This is a genomic window from Streptomyces sp. bgisy027 (genome assembly GCF_057710365.1).
In genome coordinates, this window is record NZ_JBYIVZ010000039.1 from 1 (window position 1) to 17,400 (window position 17,400).

Genomic DNA, 17,400 nt, shown 5'->3' on the forward strand with positions numbered 1-17,400 from the left:
GAGCTGTCCGAGCATGCGGTTGAAGAGGTTTCTCTGCGCGGCCGCGTGCCAGTCTCCGTGGTTGTCGCGGCGCCTGCGGTAGTGGGTCTTGGCGCCTGGTGAGGTGGTGATGGCGGAGAAGGCCCATAAGTAGCCGGCGTGGTTCAGGCGGTCGTTCTTCACCCACCGGCGGGTGATGCTCGACTTCTTGCCGGAAGCCCTGGTGATGGGTGAGGCACCGGCGTATGCCTTCAGGCCGCGAGCGTCGGCGAACCGGGTGCGGTCGTCTCCGATCTCGGCGAGCACCCCGGGCACCGATCTGGACGCCGAGGCCGGGAAAGCTGAGGATGATCTCAGCGTCCGGATGCTGAGGAAAAGCCTCTTCGACCGCCTTGGCCAGGTCGTCGGCGGCGGCGGTGCAGGCTGCCTGGAGCTGGACCAGGAGCGTGAGCATCCGCTTGCCGAGCGCGTCCTCGACCCGCGACGGCTGGTGTGCCCAGTCGGCACGGAAAACCGCCCGGAGCCGTTCGGCCTCGGCTGTGGTGCCGCGTTGGCGGCCGGCTCGCCTCAGAGCCGCCTGCATCTGCGTGCGCGTCAGCTGCGCGGCTCGCGTCGGTGTCGGAGCCGCCTTGCGGAGTTCGTGGGCCTCCGGCCTGCACAGACCATTGCGCCAGGACTCGAAGGCGGCCAGCGCGGAGGGGTAGTACTCCCGCCGCAGCGAGCACAGCTGGTTGGAGATCTGCTACCGGTTCCAGGTGGCGTCCTGCTGGGCGCGTGCGAGCACGGCGACCGCGCGGGCCAGGTCGCTGTCCTGCGGCAACGGCCGGTGGGCGTGCATGTCGGTGCGCGGAATGTTGGCCAGGACCAGGGCGTCACCAGGGTCGGACTTCTTGCGGGAGACGCTGTGCCGGTCCCGGTAGCGGAGGCGGCCATCGGGTTGATCGCGAACACCTGCCGTTTGCCGGTCCGCAGCACCGCGACCAGCAGTCCGCGGGAGGTCTCGATCGCGACGGGGATCAGGTTCTCCTCGGTGTCGCCGTACTCGGCGAGCAGATCCAGCAGGATCTTGTAGCCGGCCGCGTCGTCGGTGATGTGCCGCTTGGCCAGTAACTGGCCACTGTCGTTGACCAGGGCGACGTCGTGCGTTCGCGCTGGACGACGCCGATCTTTCGGTAGGCATCGCGTGCCCGGTGGGACGTCAAGCGTCCGTCCAGCGCCGACGGGCGCCAACACCTGCATTACCGCTGGTGGTGACGGCCGTGAAGGTCCCGGATGCCGCACTGTCTGACGGAAGGCGTCGAGTCCCCGGCGGGAAGCAGGCATCCGTCAGGTACCCACAGGACCGCCGCCACCGTGCCCTCGCGCGGTCCAGCGGCGGCTGCCACGGAGGCGCCGGACGCCACCAGTCTCCAGCGAGGCATCGCGGCCAGGATGCTGTTGGGTGTCCGTCCGGCACCCGTGAGTGCCACCACCCGTAAGGGCAGCGTGGTGGTGGCCGGGGAGGCGCCAGGGCGTGCTCGGTCTCACAGCAGTCCTCAGCGGGAACGGGGTGTGAGTAGGCATCATCCCGGCGCCCGCACGACCACCACCACTCGAACAGTCGGCTGGGCTCGTGTCCCCTCCGGACCGCTCTTAACTCCGGATTAGGGTGTCAGGTCGTTTGAGAACGCCGGTGGCCGGTGTTCTCAAACGACCTGGATCTTGCAGGCGTCTCGATCGAGGCAGGGGTAGCCGCGCCCTGCCGTCGCCGGACAGCGATCCTCGGCGTTGGTGGTGCTCGTCCGGACGGAGCCTACGGGGCCGATTCCGGCTCGGTGTCGGCCGTCGCGGGGGTACGGCGAGAGGTCTTGGTGGGAACGGGCCCGGAAGCGGTCGGGGGCTCCTGGCCGCGGGTGTTGGTGACGCCCAGGGCGATCAGGGAGGCTAGGAGCAGGGAGAGGCTCGCCGCGAGGATCGCCCGGTGGAATCCCGAGGTGAGCGCTTCGGCTGGCGCGATGTGTGCGGAGAGCAGGTCGTCGGTGCGCGCGGTGGCGATGGCGGAGAAGACAGCCAGCCCGAGCGCGGCACCGATCTGCAGCGAGGTGTTGAGCAGGCCGGCGGCGAGTCCGGCCTTGTCCGCGGGCACTCCCGCGTTGGCGGCGGCGGTGACGGTGGTGAAGATCGCGCCCAGTCCGAGCGACATGATCGCGAGGCCGGGCAGCAGATCGGCAAGGTAGGAGCCGTCGACGGGGACGCGCGAGAGGGCGTACATGCCGCCGGCCGCGACGAGCGCGCCGACGACGATCACGGGTCGGGTGCCGATCCGCGGGATGAGCTGGGCGGACACCCCCGCCGCGATGCCGATGCCGACCGTGACGGGAAGGTAGGCGGAGCCGGCCTGGACCGGGGAGTAGCCGAGCACGTTCTGCATGTACAGGGTGAGGAAGAAGAACAGTGAGATGAACCCGGCGAACGCGATCAGCTGGGTGGCGTCGGCAGCGGCCAGCCCCTTGACGCGGAGGATGGAGAAGGGGAACAGGGGGGTGCGGGCGCGTCGTTCGTTGAGTACGAAGGCGGCGAGGAGAATGCCGGCGGTGGCGAGTTCACCGATGGTGTGGGCGTTGTCCCAGCCGACTTCGGGCGCCCGTACGAGCGCGTAGACGAGCAGCAGCATTCCGCCGGTGATGAGCATCGTACCCGGCAGGTCGAACGACGTCGGGCGGGCACGGCGCTGGTCGCCCGGTATGAGACGGAAGGCCGCGACCAGCACGTACACGCACACGGGGATGTTCACGAACAGTACCCAGCGCCAGCCAGGTCCTTCCGAGAGCACGCCCCCCAGGAAGACGCCTGTGGCGGCGGCGAGCCCGCTGACCGCTCCCCACACGCCGAGTGCCCTGGCCCTCTCGCGGCCCTCGGTGAACGTGGTGGTCAGGATCGACAGCCCGGCCGGAGCCATCATCGCCGCGCCGATCCCCTGGACGATCCGGGCCCCGATCAGCGTGCCGCTGTCCGGGGCCAGCCCACCGACCAGCGAGCACACGGCGAACAGGGATGTGCCGAGGACGAGCATTCGGCGCCGTCCGAGCAGGTCCGCCGCGCGGCCGCCGAGTAGCAGGAAGCCGCCGAACGTGAGGACGTAACCGCTGATCACCCACTGCAGGTTCTGCTGAGAGAAGCCGAGGTCGCGCCTGATGGACGGCAGGGCGACATTCACGATGGAGGAGTCGACGATGTCCAGGAACTGGACCGCACACAGGAGCAGCAGCGTGGACACACCGCGGCGGGTGGCGAGGAAGGACGGTTCGGAGAACGACGGTTGGGAAGCGGTCGGCGCCATGGCGGGAGACCTCCAGTGGATCCGCATGAGCGATGGTTCGGCCAGATACATTTTGTTAGTGAGTTGACTGACTAACTCGACGCTAGCAGCAGGCACGCCGTCCGCGCTATCCTCTGAGTGAGATGACTGACTCAAGCAAGCGGGACCCAGGCAAAAGGGAGCGCCTCGTCGCCGGCGCCAGCGATCTCGTACACCGCCAGGGCGTCCTGGGCGTCACGCTCGCGCAGGTCGCCGAGGCGGCGAGCGTTCCGCCGGGCAACGTGTACTACTACTTCAAGACCAAAGACGACCTGCTGCGCGCGGTCGTCGAGGCACGGGTCGGCGAAGTCCGGGCCATGCTCCACTCGCTCGACGCGCACGCCGATCCCCGCGCCCGGCTCAAGGCGCTGGCGGGCCAGTGGCACGAGATGCGCGACCTCGTCGCCCGCCATGGCTGCCCGCTGGGCACCCTCAGCGAGGAACTCGGCCATCGGGACGACGGCCTCGACCGCGAGGCCGGGCAGTTGATGGATCTGATCCTGAATTGGGCGCAAGACCAGTTCCGCCGGATGAACGCCGCCGACCCGCGCGAGTGCGCTGTCGGCCTCCTCGCCGGCGTGCAGGGCGGCGCGGTCCTGGCCCACGCCTTGCGTGACCCGGTCCTCCTGAGTGACCACGTACGCCGACTCCAGGAGTGGATCGACTCACTGGCGTGAACCAGACCCGGCTGCACGAACGACCCTGACAGGTGCGGTGACTCGTGGCAGGTCCGGGCGCGGGAACTACCTTTCCCGCCTCGTTGCAGCGGACGGTCCACGGCGTTTCGAAGCCCTCCTCGTAGACCCGTACGTCCACCTCGGAAGGCTGTCCGGCGTCTGCCGCCCGGGTGCTGGCCGCGGTGCAGATGATCTGGCTGGGGCCGAGGCCGCCACCACCGGTCATGTTCGCCACGGGCAGGGGGAGATGCAGATCCGCGGCGCCGTCGGCGGCCCGCATGACCAGTTGCCCGTCCAGCGGGGGAACCTCGGCCATCAGGCCGCGGGCGCGTTCCGCGGCGTCGGGGTCCTTGAGGAGCAGGTCGAGTGCAGGAGATGGAGGTAGGTCCTCCGGAGTCGCCCTGCAGGGGGAGGCTTCAAACTGAGGCGTCCCCCGGAGTGTGGACACGAGCCTCACCGGACACGTGCACAGTGCGACGACGCATGCCAGGCGGTGAACGATGCCGGAAAGCCGTGTGCGGGAGAACTGCATGCACGGTTTGAAGCGGCGGGGGCTGGAAGCGGAGCGGAAGCCACCGCGCCAGTCCCGACCCTGCTCAGCCCAACTGGAGGATCAGAGCGCCAGGTCGGAAAGGCTCACTATGAGGCGCTGGAACCGGTGTCCTCGACTGCTGCGGACAGGCTGAAGGACAACAACGCGGTGGCCGTGAAATCATCGGCGGGCTCGACGGTCTGCCAGGCGCCGACGTCGTCCGTGTAGCCGCCCCCGTGCCCGTCGAAGACAGAGAAGGGATTGCCCTTCTCAACCGGACATGTGCGCATGTTCGGGAGGGAGTTGGGTTCCTTGAGCTTTGCCGACGCATTGGGCCCGTTGACCACACCCCCGACAAGAACGTCGCCCTTGCCGTTCAGGCTGCCCGCGAGGTTGACGGCCTGATGCTCGGGACAGTGCGGGAAAGTGGAGCCTTCACCGATGACGAAAGAGGACCCCCAGGCGTTGGCGCCCAGCGCCCAGTTGCGCTGCTGGGTGGCGAAGGCGTCGTAATCGGAGTCGCCGGTGACCCGGCGGTACAGCTGTGCGGTGGCGGCCAGGCCGAAGGCGTGGGGCACGGAGTCGAAGTCCGTGTAGACGGCTCCTGCTCGGAACGGATCGCGCTCGGCGCGAGCCTTGCCGAGTTCGAGCTGCCGCTCCAGGTCGGCGACAAGCTGATCGCGGCTCACCTCACCGCTCGACTTGCCGTCGTCGATCACTTCTGCCAGATCGGCATGCGCCAGGGCACTCACATCCCCCAGCCCCAAGGTGCCGAGGTTGTCCGAGGACAGATACTGCTTGGCCCAGTGGCCGGCCAGCTCCGACCATTCCTGTGTCCGGTCGTCCCCCAGGGCCTCTCCGGCCAGAGCCAACTCGGCGGCGCCGTACTCCATGTCGTCCTCCCAGGAGGACCCGGGGTAGAAACCATGAGGGAACGCGGTCACCAGTTGCCCTTTCGGAGAGGTGTCGGCGAGTGCGTAGACCTGCGTGGCCTTCTCCAGTTCCTCGCGGGCCCGCTCCGGATCGTCCTCGGCGTCCAGTTGCGCGGCGAGCGCGAAGGCGGCGGCGACTCGCCCTGCAAGGTTGGGGCTGATGGGCTCGCCCGGAGGGGCCGCACGGAAGACCGGCCGGTGTTTGATCATGTAGTCGCGATCGCCGGACTCGACGTCCAACGCGTCGTCCGCCTCCGGCAGCCGCCATACGTCGTGATCCGAACGGACATCGCCGCTACCGTCGTCGGTATCGCCAACACCTATGCCGACCTGGGCGTAGAGGGTACGGGAAGACTCGTCCCACATCTTGTCCAGCCAGTCCAGACCGTGACGTGCCTCCTCGGCCAGCTCCTCACCACTGTCGGAAGTGGTGCGCTGAGCCAGAAGGAGATTCGCGGTGGAGTACGAAGCCGTATGCGTGAACTTCAGGAAGTCTCCGGCGTCGAACCAGCCCCCGGAGACATCGACCGGGCCGCTGAGAGGCTTGAGAGGTTCGAGCAGGCGTTCGGCATCTTCGTCATAGGCGGGCCTGTCGTACACGGTGGCCTGCCGGTCGGCCAGATGCGAGGGCTTGCGACGCAGCACGGCGGCGTCGACGTCCGCCCCGTCGCGCTGGGCCCTGAAGAATCGGACGTTGTCCTGGACCACCTTTCCGAACAGCTCACCGGCACGCGCCACGCGGAACGTGGGCGAGGTCTCGGGCACCGGGTCGGTCACCTCCACCCGGTAGTCGCCAGGAGCGGTGAGACGGGAGAGGTCCAGGGTACGGACCGACTCGTAGGTGCTGCTCCATCTGCCTGTGGAGGGCCCGGCCGTCCCGGACAACACCTCCTTGCCGGAGGAGTCGAGCACCCGGAAGGGCACCTCGGCGACAGGGCGGGACGTCATGAGGTAGGCATGCTTGACCTCGCCGGGTGTGTAACCGACCTGGTCCACACGTAGAACGGCAGTGGGTGGGTGGAACGGCAGTCGAGCGCCCGGGTGACGACTTCGGCAAGCAGGAGACGGCAAAGACGGCCGTGGCGACACCGGCAACGGTCAGGGTGATCGCGCTATTGCGTGACTGGAACATACCGGAAGACTGCCATCGGTTTGATGAGGGAATCGTCAGTAGCCGCCCACCCGCGGTGCCACGTCGGGGGATCAGCCGATTCCTCCGGGCTGGCCAACTCGGCAACGGCCCCCCGGGCGCGTCCCTGACACGGGCGGTGCCCCCGTGCAGGTCGGCCACCCACCGCACGGTGGCCAGCCCGGCCCCTGTACCCCCTCTTGGCCCCCGCCGTCCGCCGGTCCAAGGCCCGCTCCCGCACGGCGGGGGCCACTCCCGGGCCGTGGTCACATACCGCGACCCGGGCACTCCCGCCCGCAGCAGCCCCGTGCTTGCGTGCGTTGTCGATCAGATTGCGCAACGCTTGGGCCAGTAGCTCGGGATCCCCACACGCCACTGTGGGCTCGATACACACCCACCTCGGCACGGGACGCCGGTAACTCGTCGACGACCTGCTCCACCACCTGGTCCAGCCGAAGCACCGTCCGCTCCATCTCCTGCGCACCGACCTGCACCCCTCGTCGCCGTCGGTGACCCCGCGGCGCAACAGCATGCGCCACCGCCGATACCGAGGACAGCCGAAGGCCCACCTGCAACGTAACGACAGCGCAACGTGCCCCCGGACAAAAGGTCCGGGGGCACGTACGCTCTTCTGTTCCCCCGCGGGAGCAGCCTTGCTCAGCTCACGGTGCAGGTCGCCGACGGCAGGTTCGCCGGGATATCGCCGGAGGCCATGAGACCGAACGCGGTGGTGGCTGCGGGGGCGATGGCCCCGTTGTAGTCGTCGTTGGTCGCCGTGACGGCCGATCCGCTCTGGGTCAGCTCCGTGTCCCAGTGATCGGTGACCTCCTGGTTGCCGGGCCAGTCCCACGTGACCAGCCAGGAACTGGTCGTCGCGCTGCCCGTGTTCTTCACGCTGACCTCGGCGTCGAAGCCGTCGCTCCAGGAGCCGGTCACGACGAAGGTGGCGGTGCAGCCGGCCGAGCCGGAGCCACCGCTCAGGGTCGCCTCGGTGACGGTGTTGGACGCGGCCGAGACGTTACCGGCGTCGTCCTTCGCCTCACCTGGTATTGGTAGGTCGTGGCCGCCGTGAGTCCGGAGTCGGTGTACGAGGTGCCCGGCGCGGTGCCCACCTTGGTGCCGCCGCGGTACACGTCGTAACCGGTGACGAGGACGTTGTCGGTCGAGGCGTTCCAGGACAGCGACACGCTGCTGCTGGTCGCTCCCGTGGCGGAGAGCCCGGAGGGGGCGGTCGGTGCCTGGGTGTCGCCGGACGAACCGGCGGAGCAGGTCTTTCGGGGCCCGTTGGGGGTGACGGCCACGTCGCGCTGCACGATGCTGAAGACCCCGGCGTACGCGTCGCAGGCGCGGGTCATGCCCGCGTCGGTGTACTCGATGTTGATGATGCGGTCGCCGAACGCGGCGTAGTACTCGGGGCACTCCGGCCCGTCGGCGCCGGGCCAGATCACTCCGCACTCCTCGACGACGGCGAAGTCGATGCCGAGGGATGCGGCGTCACCGGCGAGTTCGAGGGTGTTCTTCTGCGCGATCGCCAGGTTCATCGGGTGCGAGTAGTCCACGAGCAGCTTCATGTACTTCTCGGAGTCGCTCGGGTCGATCAGATTGTTGGAGCGGGTGTAGTGGTCGTAGTTGTCTGGCTCGATCGCGTCGAAGCCCTTGGACGCGCATTCGTCGAGCCAGACCTTGACCTTCTGGAAGATGGCCTGCCGGTTGGCCTCGGTGCGTACGTCGAGCATGTACTCACCCGGCCAGTCGGGGTCCTCCACCAGCGCGCCGGTCGAGTCGTGGAGCAGGAGCTTCTGCTCCCACTCCGCGCTCGCCCCCGGCTGGCTCTGGAAGGCGTTGACATAGCAGATGTTGTACAGGCCGGGTGCGGGTGTCGCCCCGTGGTCCCGGCTGACGATCTGGACGTCGGGGGCCGGGGTGTAGGGGCCGCCGATCTGGTAGTCGAAGCTGCCGGCGGTCGGCGGCAGGGTCTTGGTCACCGCCGCCTGGGCGGGTTTGAGGGACAGCGGTGTCGCGAATGCCACGGCCACGAGCATGGCCGGCACAAGACACCTGTACAGAACTGTGATGGCGTGGTTGGGCATGCAGGATCTCCGCGAGATCGTGAGTGCGTCCCCGCCTCGGATTGCCAGCGGGCATCCTGGCGACTCGGGCCGGGCTTCGGATGGAAGGGCCATCGGCGACCGGCTGGGCGCACTTCTTCGGCGCAGAGGAAGAGAGCCTCTGGCGTGATGTTGCAGTGAAGCGGCTGGACTGTGCCATGTCAATTGGTTCCGTATTTCGAAAATAAATTGACGACACGTCAGTGGAATTCTCCAGTCATCGGAGCGTGGGTGGACGTGGGTGCCTGCCCTGTGGGGTTCCCTGATCGCAGGCATACCGAAGTGCGCGCCGGTGCCTGTCTCGTGATTCCGGCGCGCACCTCGATGTCACGGCGGACCTTGTCCATGTCCTTCGGCGTCGCCCGTATCACGTCCGCACGGTCACGCGCTCCTTGTCCGCTTCGCTTTTCGACAGTGCGTTGCGGCCTTTTTCGGGGTCGAGTGTCGACTTCGTCCACCGCGCAGCGAAAATGAGAGCCGCTCGGCACTTGAGGGCGTCAACCGGCAATACCGGCAGAGTGATTCCATCTCCATTCCGGATCATTCCGTGTCATTCCCTGTCTCCGGGCGGCCGGGTGCGCGTCAGACGCTGATACGTGTGCGCAGGGCGGGCTGGAGGAATGAGGCGTGCGCTTGGACCATCTCGTTGCACAGTTCCCAGATCCGCTCCACCGGGAGGGCAGCGGCCGTGGCCGGGTCGACCATGGCGGCGTGCCGGACGTGCCGCGGTTCGTCCTCCAGCGCGGCCCGGACCACCAGGTCGTTCATGCTGAGGTAGGCGCGGTTGAGGGCGGCGAGCTGGGCGGGCAGCCGGCCGGCCCGGGTGGGCCGGATCCCGGTGCTGTCCACCAGGCAGGGCACCTCGACGATGCCGTGGTGGGGGAGGTTCTCGATAAGACCGTGGTTGGGCACGTTGCCGTAGATCGTGCGGGGGCGGCCGGTGACGACGCTGTGGATGATCTGCGGCGCGTACTCCATGGTGCCCTCGACGGTCAGCGGCGTACCGGAGACGAGGGCGTCCCTGGTCTTCGCGTAGGCCGTGAGGTTCTGGTCGCTGATGTCGAGGTAGGCGCCGACCGGCAGCCGCAGCCGTTCGATCTCCTCGGGGTGGCCCAGGTACCAGGGGACGTACTCGGCGGAGTGCTCGCTGGTCTCGGTCGGGTAGTGGCCGAGCCGTAGGTACATGTCGATGCGGGTGCGCCGGCGCAGCTGCGGATCGTCGGCGATCAGCCCGTCGAGCCGGTGGTAGAGGTTCTCGCCGTTGTGCTCGAAGCGCAGCACCCAGGCCTGGTGATTCACTCCGGCCGCGGTGTAGGTGACCTCGTCGAAGGGCGCGCCGACCAGCTTGCACAGGTCGTGCAGGGTCCAGTGCACCGAGTGGCAGAGGCCGACCACCCGCTCCAGGCCGGTCGCCTGGGTGAGGTACTGGACATTCATGGCCATGGGGTTGGTGTAGTTGAGCAGCCAGGCGTCGGGGCACACGGCGCGGATGTCCTCGCCGAGGGCCTTGAGGAACGGGAACGTGCGCAGGGCCCGGAAGATGCCGCCGACGCCGAGGGTGTCGCCGATGGTCTGGGCGAGCCCGTAGCGGGCCGGGATCTCGAAGTCGGTGCGGGTGGCGTCGTGCATGCCGATCTGGACGAGGTTCAGGACGAAGTCCGCGTCCTGGAGGGCCTGGCGGCGGTCGGCGTGCGCGGTCACCTCGGGGTGGGCGCCGAGCCGGTCGGCGATGTACCGGGTGGCGGCCTCGGCGGTGGCGAGCCGCTCGGGCGCGATGTCGTGCAGTGCGATGCGCGCGGTGCTGAGCTCTGGGAAGGAGAACAGGTCGGCGAGCAGGCCCTGGGTGAAGACAACGCTGCCGGCGCCGATGAGGACAACCTTGGGGGCGGTCATGAGGGAAGGGCTCCTGTGGTCGGGAGAAGGGCGAGGGCCTCGGCCCAGGTGGGCTGGGTGTCGGTGCCGCCGAGGCCGCGGGTGGACAGGGCGCCGCAGGCTCCGGCGGCGGCGAGTGCCTGCGACGGCGACAGGCCGCGCAGCCGGGCGGCGATGAACCCCGCGTCGAAGCTGTCTCCGGCGCCGACTGTGTCGAGCACGGCGGCCATGGCCGGTGCGGGCATCCGGATCGCCGTGCAGCCGTCGTGGTGCAGGGCACCCGCGGCACCGTCCTTGACGGCCACGGCGGGACCTCGCAGGGTCAGCAGCCGTGCGGCCTCGGCGAGTTCGGCGCTCTCGGGGACGCCGGCCAGGCGCCGGGCCTCCTGCGCGTTGGGCAGCAGCAGGTCGGTCTGGGACAGGACCTGGGCGAGCGAGGGCGGGGACCAGTGGCCGGCCGGGTCGTCGTTGGTGTCGAGCGAGGTGGTGGCGCCCGCTGCCCGCGCGGCCCGGAACAGGTCCGCGAGATCGGCGGCGAGGGCGGGCATGAGGAAGAACGAGGCGGAGTGGACGTGCCGGGCGGCGGTGAGCAGCCGCTCGGGGACGTCAGCGGCGCAGACGGTGTTCAGGCTGCCCGGCGCGGTGACGACGGCGCGGCCGTCGCCCCGGGTGATGCTGACGGTGAGTGGGGTGGTGAGGGCGCCGTCCAGGTGGAGGGCGTCGACGTCGACGCCGCGGGCGGCGAGCCGGTCACGGACGTAGTGGCCCGCGTCGTCGTCGCCGACCCGGCCGGCGAACGCGACGGTCAGGCCGAGCCGGGCGGCGCCGCAGGCGGTGATGGCGGCGGAGCCGCCGAGGGTGATGACGCCGTGGTCGACGAGTTGTTCTCGCTGCCCGAAGTCGAGCGGGGTGCGGAGCGGGCCGATGACGACGTCCGGGTTGGCGTCGCCGATGACCAGCAGGTCGAAGGTGCGCGGCATGGTGCGTCCAGGGTGAGGAGGGGCGGATACCGGTCGGCTGTGCGGGACGGGGCGCCGCCCCGGCCGGTCAGCCCTTCAGGCCGGTGGAGGTGATGGACCGGATGAAGGTCTTCTGCGCGACGAGGAAGGCGATCAGTACGGGCAGCACGGTGATGACGTTGCCCGCCATGACCGCGGACCACTGAATGTGGTGCTGTCCCTGGAACGTCGTCAGTCCGAGGGGCAGCGTGTAGGTGGTCTCGTGGTTGATCGCGATCAGGGGCCAGGAGAGGTCGTTCCAGGTGGTGAGGAACGTCAGGACGGCCACGGTGCTCAGGGCGGGGCGCGACAGCGGCAGCACGATCCGCAGGATGATGCGCGGCCGGCCGCAGCCGTCGATCCAGGCGGCCTCCTCCAGTTCCCGTGGGAGGGAGAGGAAGAACTGCCGCAGCAGGAAGACGGAGAACGGGGTCACCAGAGAGGGGACGATCAGCGCGCCCAGGGTGTCGATGAGCCCGAGCTGCTTCATGACGAGGAAGGTCGGGATCATGGTGAGCTGGAACGGGATCACCATGGTGGCCAGCATCGTCGCCAGCAGGATCCGGGACCCGCGAAACGACATCCGGGCGAACGCGTAACCGCCGAGTGTGCCGAGCACCAGGTTGGACACGACGGCCACGGCGGACACGATGAGGGAGTTCGCGAACCACCGCGGGAACATCGCGTTGTTGAGGACGAAGCGGTACCCGGCCAGGTCGACCTCCGAGGGCCACAGGGCGGGCGGGAACCGGTTGATCTCCGCGTTGCTCATCACGGAGCTGACCAGCAGCCACAGCAGTGGGGCGGCGAAGAGCAGGGCGAGCGGGGCCAGAACCAGGTGCCAGGGGTCGAAGGGGAGCAGGCGTCGGCGTCTCGGTCGTGGCCGGGCGGCCGATGCGTGGCGGGCTCCGGTCTTCTCGGCCGGGCGGTGGTGGGTGAGGGTCATGTCCCGGCTCCTTTCAGGCGGCGGGCCCGCAACCGGCGTACCGTCGCGGGGACGGCCGTCACCAGCAGCAGGGCGAGGGCGACGAGGTAGGCGGCTGCCGCGCCGTATCCGGCGGTGAAGTTCTTGAACGCCTGTTCCCACACGAAATAGACGATGAGAGTGGTCGAGCCCAGTGGGCCGCCCTTGGTGGTGACGTAGACCAGGTCGAAGACCTGGAGGGCGGCGAGGGTCTGCCACAGGACGAGGAAGACACCGACCGGGACCAGGGCGGGCAGGATCACATGGCGCAGGACGTGGTGGCGGCCGGCGCCGTCGAGCCAGGCGGCCTCGACGAGTTCCCGCGGGACGTCCTGGAGGGCGGCGAGGAAGATGACGACGCAGAAGCCGGTACCGCTCCACACCGAGATCGCCACCAGTACCAGCAGCGCCTGGCCGGGATCGGTGAGGAAGCCCTGCGCGCCGACGCCGATCCTGTCGAGCAGCGAGTTCGCGGCGCCGAACTGGGGGTCGAGGATGAAGGAGAAGAGGACGCCCTGCGAGGTGGCCGACACGACGAACGGCACGAACATCAGCGTGCGGTACAGCCCGGTGAAGCGGATGCGCCGGTTGAGCGCGAGGGCCAGCATCAGCCCGAGGGCGATGCTGAGCGGTACGAACAGCACGGTGTAGAGCAGGGTGTTGCGGACCGCTTCCGCGAACTTCGGGTCGTCGGCGAGCCCGCGGTAGTTGTCCAGACCCACCCAGCTGCTGGGCGTGAGCAGGTCGGACGACTGGAACGACAACAGGAACGACCAGACGACCGGCACGATGCTCAGGCCGATGATGACGAGGGCCGCGGGTGAGACGAACGCCCAGGCCGTCGCCGACTCACGGACCCGGGCGGACCGGCGGCGCCGGGCGGCATGCGGGGCGAGGGTGAGGGGAGCGGGCCGTGCCATGACGCGTCAGCCGTTCGTCGCGGCGAGGGCCGCGTCGGCCTCGTCGAGGCAGGCCCGCAAGGCTGCGGCCGGGCTCCTGCGTTCCAGCAGTACTGCGGTGATCGCCTCGCCGAGCGCCTTGGATATCTGCGGGTACGCCGGGTGCACCGGGCGCACCCGGGCGGTCTGAAGGACCTCGGTGAACACCGACAGCCCGGGGACGGTCTTCGCGTGCTCTTCCCACTGCGGGAGTTGCTGCGCGTCGGGGCTGAGCGGCAGGCTGCCCGCCTTGATGTCCCACACGACGTCCTGTTCCGGCTCCATGAGCCAGCCCACCAGGGTCTGTGCCGCCTTGAGGCGGGCGGCGCCGTTGTCGAAGACGGCCCAGGTGTCGGGGCCGGAGATGGTGACGGACTTCCCGTTGAAGCCGGGCAGCGGCACCACGTGGTAGTCGATGTCGGCCTGGCGGATGTCGGGCAGCTGCCAGGGACCGGTGGCGACCATGCCGATCCTGCCGCCCGCGAAGACCTGGTACATCTGCTCGCCGCCCGGCTTGGGGTCGATGTAACAGCTCTTCTCCTTCACCAGCGCGGCGACGGTCTCCAGCGCCCGCAGCCCCGGCTCACCGGAGAAGCCGGATCTGCGCCCGTCCTTGCTGAGCACGTCGCCGCCGAGGCCCCAGACCAGTGGCCAGATGCGCCACACCGTGTCCTCGTCGCCCGCGCCGGGCCAGCCCGTGCCGAACACGTTGCGCTTCGGGTCGGTCAGCTCACGGGCCGTCTCCACGAACTCGTCCCACGACCAGTCGGCCTTCGGCAGCGGGACGCCCGCGTCCTCGAAGACCTTCTTGTTGCAGACCACCGCCAGGGAATCCACCAGTGCCGGAGTGGCGCGGACCTTGCCCTCCACCGAGACCGCGTCCCGCGCGGCCGGCCAGTACCGCTTCCACGGCACGGGTCCCTCACCGACGAACTGCGTGAGGTCCGCCAGTTGGGGGCTACGGGCCACGCTCGCCAGGTCGGAGCCGAAGATGTAGGCGATGTCCGGGACCGATCCGGAGGCGAGACCGGCCGTCACCTTCTGGAGCATGTTGTCCGCGATGACGCCCCCGCCGAGGTTGACGCGGATGGTGGGATTCTCCTTCTCGAACCGGGCCACCAGTTCCTTGATCGCGGCGAGCCCGGTGTCGGTCTGGCCGTGCCACATGTCGATCCGCACGGTTCCGTCGGCCGAGCCGCCGTCCTGCGCGCCGCAGGCGGCCAGCGCAGGTCCGGCCAGGGTCGCGAGGGCGAAGGCTCCCCCGCCGGCCAGTATCCGCCGACGGGTCGGGTCCGTGTCCTGATGGAGCTGGGACGCGGTCATGGGGTACCTCCAGATGGTCGTGGCGAGACGTTGCCGGGTTACGGGGGACGGCGGTGAGGGGCGCGGCGGGGTGACGAGCGGGTGGGCGGTGACCTGCTGCCGGGAGGGCCGAGGACGCGCCGGTCACGGTCTCCGTACCGCTCGTGACACAGGGGTCAGCGCGCCACGGGCCGGTGGGCATGGGCCGTCGGATATGGGCTAGCGGGTGTGCGGGCGCGAGACGTCGTGCCGGGACGGTGAAAGTGGTGAACCGAGCCGGGCGGTGCCGGCGGGCTCGCCCACCGGCCGGAGCCCGATCGCGTGATCGGTGCTGCCGTGCGCTCGCTGAATGCGAGGCCGTGAGTACCGCGTGCGTCGGCGCGGGCTCCGCCGTGTTCTTTTACAGCGGTGGTCTTCGGCGCTGGTGGCCGTACCGGCCGGGGCGGGGCGCACGTGCTCGCCGGGTCGAGGGTCAGGCCCGCGTCGCGTCGGACCGTGGGCAGGCGTCGACCCGGCGGTCGCCCTGGTGACGCCCGGAAGGCACCTTCTTCCGGTTCCCGCCGACCGAGCTCGCGGCTGTGCGGTGGGCAGGGACGGCCAGTCCGGTGGCCGGAGTCGGCGCACGCCGGCGGCCGGGCGGGATCGGCGGTCTGGAGGTGTGCCTGGAAGGTCGTCACTGCTCCAGCAGTGACGAACGCGGACGTCCGGCGCCCGCTCCTGCAGAAGCTTCATGGAGAGCTCCGTGTCACAAGGGCACGTCCCCGCCTCGGCCGACCCCTCGGGGGTGCCTGGCGACTTGGGCCGGACTTGCTCGTACGGCATACCGGCTGGGCGTACCTCTGACGTGAAGTCCCGCGGACTTCAGCGTGGAAGGGAGTAAACAGGCCAGATTCAGGCACGTCAAGGAAGTGGAAACACGCAATCTCTGTTCATTCCGATCAACTTCGCGCACCATGTGGAGCAACAGTCGCTGCCTCAGCAGGTTCACTGCCCGGCCCGCAGGCTGCTCGCAGCGCCTCTTGAGAGGCGCCGCGGTACCGCCCGTGCAAGGGCGAGGCCGCGTGACAGAGGGAGACCTGATGACGGAACGGCGGGCCGAGGCGGAGACGGTGCGCAGGACCAGGAGCGAGCGGCACCTGCGCATTCTCGAGCACGTCAGCGAGCGGGGCGCCGCCCACGTGCTCGATCTGTCGGCCTGGCTCGACGTGTCCCAGGCCACCGTTCGGCGCGACCTTCGTTTCCTCAGTGAGCAGGGTCTCCTGCGGCGTACGCACGGGGGTGGGGTGGCCGCCGACGCCGGTGTCGAACTGCCGTTGCTGCGCAAGGCGGACCGTCTGCGGGCACAGAAGCACGCGATCGCGCGGACCGCAGTCCGGCTCGTGCCCGAAGGGGCCGCGGTCGGCCTCACCGGCGGCACCACCACGCTTGAGATCGCCCGGCTGCTCACCGCCCGCGTTCCTGTCACCATCGTGACCAACGCGATCAACGTCGCCGCCGAAGTGGCGTCCCATCCCCAGGTCCGGCTGATCATGACCGGTGGCCACGCCCGCAGCCAGACCTACGAGTTGGTCGGTCCCGGCGCTGAACGCGCGCTGCGCGAGCACCACATGGACATCGCGTTCCTGGGGGTCGACGGCGTCAGCGCGGCGCACGGCTGCACCACGCACGATCCGCTGGAGGCGGCCACCAACGCTGCTTTCGCAGACCGGAGTTCGCAGGTCGTGGTGGTCGCCGACCATTCGAAGGTCGGCCGGGCGACCCTCGCCCGCATCTGCCCGATCGCCACCGTGACCTCGCTGATCACGGACCCGGCGGCCGACGCGGACGAAGTCGCCCGGATATGCGCCGCGGGCGTGCGGGTCGAATGGGCCGAGGACGCCTGACGCCCCGCCCCGGGCGGGCTCGTCGCTCGACGAGCCCCGCGGCCTCCGGGTGAGGAGCCTTGGGGGCTTCGACTTCAGCACCGTGGTGAGCGCCCGGCCTTCTCCGGATTCCCCGCACAACGCCGGGCAGTGGAAGCCCAGATCGACGAACTGCTGGAGGCGCACCCCTCCCAGGGACCGGGTGCACACCGGACCGCCGGCCGGCACCGCCTTGAACTGCGGAGGTGCGATCTGACGGTCGGTTCAGCATGTCGGCGACGACCGTGCACCTCGGCCCGGCGCGGCCCTCGGCAGCGCCGCCGCTCCTGCTGCGACCCGCGGCGCGTCCCTCCGCGCCCTGCGGCTGCCGTGCTGGGCACAGGGGGTACGAGGAGCGCCGGCCGGCCGGTCGGCCCGCGCACGGTGCACGGTGCCGAGCGAACCAGGCGCCGCATCGTGCACTTGGGACATAAGGCTACTAACAGACCCTCCTGATGCTTGAAAGTGCTCGATATTAAGTGCAAACACGCACTTGCACGCATCTCAAGTGCTTGATATTGATGTACGGAAGCAACCCCATCCTCCGTGTGGGAACTGCGTCGCCACCCGCCGTCCAACGTGGGACGACCCCGAGCCGCGGTCCCGCCGAGGCCGACCGACCCGGCTCGAACCCGGCGGGGGCGGACGAACATCCCGCCTTGCGGCACCGCCCGGCACCCGTCCGGACAGCGCCGGAGGAACAGGCCCGGTGTCCCCGCGACGGACCTCGC

The 17,400-nt window shown here is 69.5% G+C and carries 12 protein-coding genes and 2 pseudogenes; 2 read left to right on the plus strand and 12 right to left on the minus strand.

The window, feature by feature from the left end; translation table 11 throughout:
* The 3 genes and pseudogenes from AC3ETA_RS32880 to AC3ETA_RS32890 all read right to left on the minus strand — a co-directional run.
* Positions 1-486 (minus strand): transposase (locus AC3ETA_RS32880; RefSeq protein WP_432196549.1); only part of this gene is annotated, 486 nt, incomplete at its 3' end.
* A 235-nt stretch (positions 487-721) separates the two neighbouring features.
* Positions 722-1,302, minus strand: a pseudogene (locus AC3ETA_RS32885) (IS110 family transposase).
* A gap of 469 nt (positions 1,303-1,771) precedes the next feature.
* Entirely contained in the window at positions 1,772-3,298 is a 1,527-nt protein-coding gene (locus AC3ETA_RS32890; protein ID WP_432196550.1) for an MFS transporter, read from the minus strand.
* Between the two features lie 122 nt (positions 3,299-3,420).
* On the opposite strand from AC3ETA_RS32890, the gene AC3ETA_RS32895 reads away from it, so the two are divergent.
* Positions 3,421-3,993 (plus strand): TetR/AcrR family transcriptional regulator, encoded by a 573-nt coding sequence (locus AC3ETA_RS32895; RefSeq protein ID WP_432196551.1) that lies wholly within the window; start codon positions 3,421-3,423, stop codon positions 3,991-3,993.
* Positions 3,994-4,632: 639 nt separating this feature from the next.
* On the opposite strand, the gene AC3ETA_RS32900 is transcribed toward AC3ETA_RS32895, so the two are convergent.
* From AC3ETA_RS32900 to AC3ETA_RS32940, 9 genes and pseudogenes are all read right to left on the minus strand, one after another.
* Positions 4,633-6,234, minus strand: coding sequence for a glycoside hydrolase family 9 protein (locus tag AC3ETA_RS32900; protein ID WP_432196625.1), 1,602 nt, complete (start codon positions 6,232-6,234; stop codon positions 4,633-4,635).
* A gap of 51 nt (positions 6,235-6,285) precedes the next feature.
* Positions 6,286-6,405, minus strand: a pseudogene (locus AC3ETA_RS32905) (hypothetical protein); the annotation flags it as partial.
* Between the two features lie 838 nt (positions 6,406-7,243).
* Positions 7,244-7,636, minus strand: coding sequence for a cellulose binding domain-containing protein (locus AC3ETA_RS32910; protein WP_432196626.1), 393 nt, complete (start codon positions 7,634-7,636; stop codon positions 7,244-7,246).
* On the minus strand, positions 7,564-8,616 hold the full coding sequence (locus tag AC3ETA_RS32915) for an endo alpha-1,4 polygalactosaminidase (RefSeq protein WP_432196552.1): 1,053 nt from the start codon (positions 8,614-8,616) through the stop codon (positions 7,564-7,566). Before AC3ETA_RS32915 ends, AC3ETA_RS32910 begins: the two co-directional genes overlap by 73 nt.
* A gap of 660 nt (positions 8,617-9,276) precedes the next feature.
* The gene (melA, locus tag AC3ETA_RS32920; RefSeq protein ID WP_432196553.1) at positions 9,277-10,587 is read right to left on the minus strand and encodes an alpha-glucosidase/alpha-galactosidase; all 1,311 of its coding nucleotides are present in this window, start codon (positions 10,585-10,587) and stop codon (positions 9,277-9,279) included.
* Complete coding sequence (locus AC3ETA_RS32925; protein WP_432196554.1) at positions 10,584-11,546, minus strand: carbohydrate kinase family protein; 963 nt, start codon at positions 11,544-11,546, stop codon at positions 10,584-10,586. The genes melA and AC3ETA_RS32925 overlap by 4 nt, the downstream gene beginning before the upstream one ends.
* Before the next feature lie 67 nt (positions 11,547-11,613).
* Positions 11,614-12,510 carry a carbohydrate ABC transporter permease gene (locus AC3ETA_RS32930; RefSeq protein ID WP_432196555.1) on the minus strand — a complete coding sequence of 299 codons (897 nt, stop codon included), beginning with the start codon at positions 12,508-12,510 and terminating at the stop codon, positions 11,614-11,616.
* Positions 12,507-13,448, minus strand: a complete 942-nt coding sequence (locus tag AC3ETA_RS32935) for a carbohydrate ABC transporter permease (protein WP_432196556.1) — start codon at positions 13,446-13,448, stop codon at positions 12,507-12,509. Before AC3ETA_RS32935 ends, AC3ETA_RS32930 begins: the two co-directional genes overlap by 4 nt.
* 6 nt (positions 13,449-13,454) lie before the next feature.
* The gene (locus AC3ETA_RS32940) at positions 13,455-14,789 is read right to left on the minus strand and encodes an ABC transporter substrate-binding protein (RefSeq protein ID WP_432196557.1); all 1,335 of its coding nucleotides are present in this window, start codon (positions 14,787-14,789) and stop codon (positions 13,455-13,457) included.
* Positions 14,790-15,847: 1,058 nt separating this feature from the next.
* Between AC3ETA_RS32940 and AC3ETA_RS32945 the strand changes: the two genes are divergently transcribed.
* Positions 15,848-16,651, plus strand: a complete 804-nt coding sequence (locus AC3ETA_RS32945) for a DeoR/GlpR family DNA-binding transcription regulator (protein WP_432196558.1) — start codon at positions 15,848-15,850, stop codon at positions 16,649-16,651.
* Positions 16,652-17,400 lie beyond the last annotated feature (749 nt).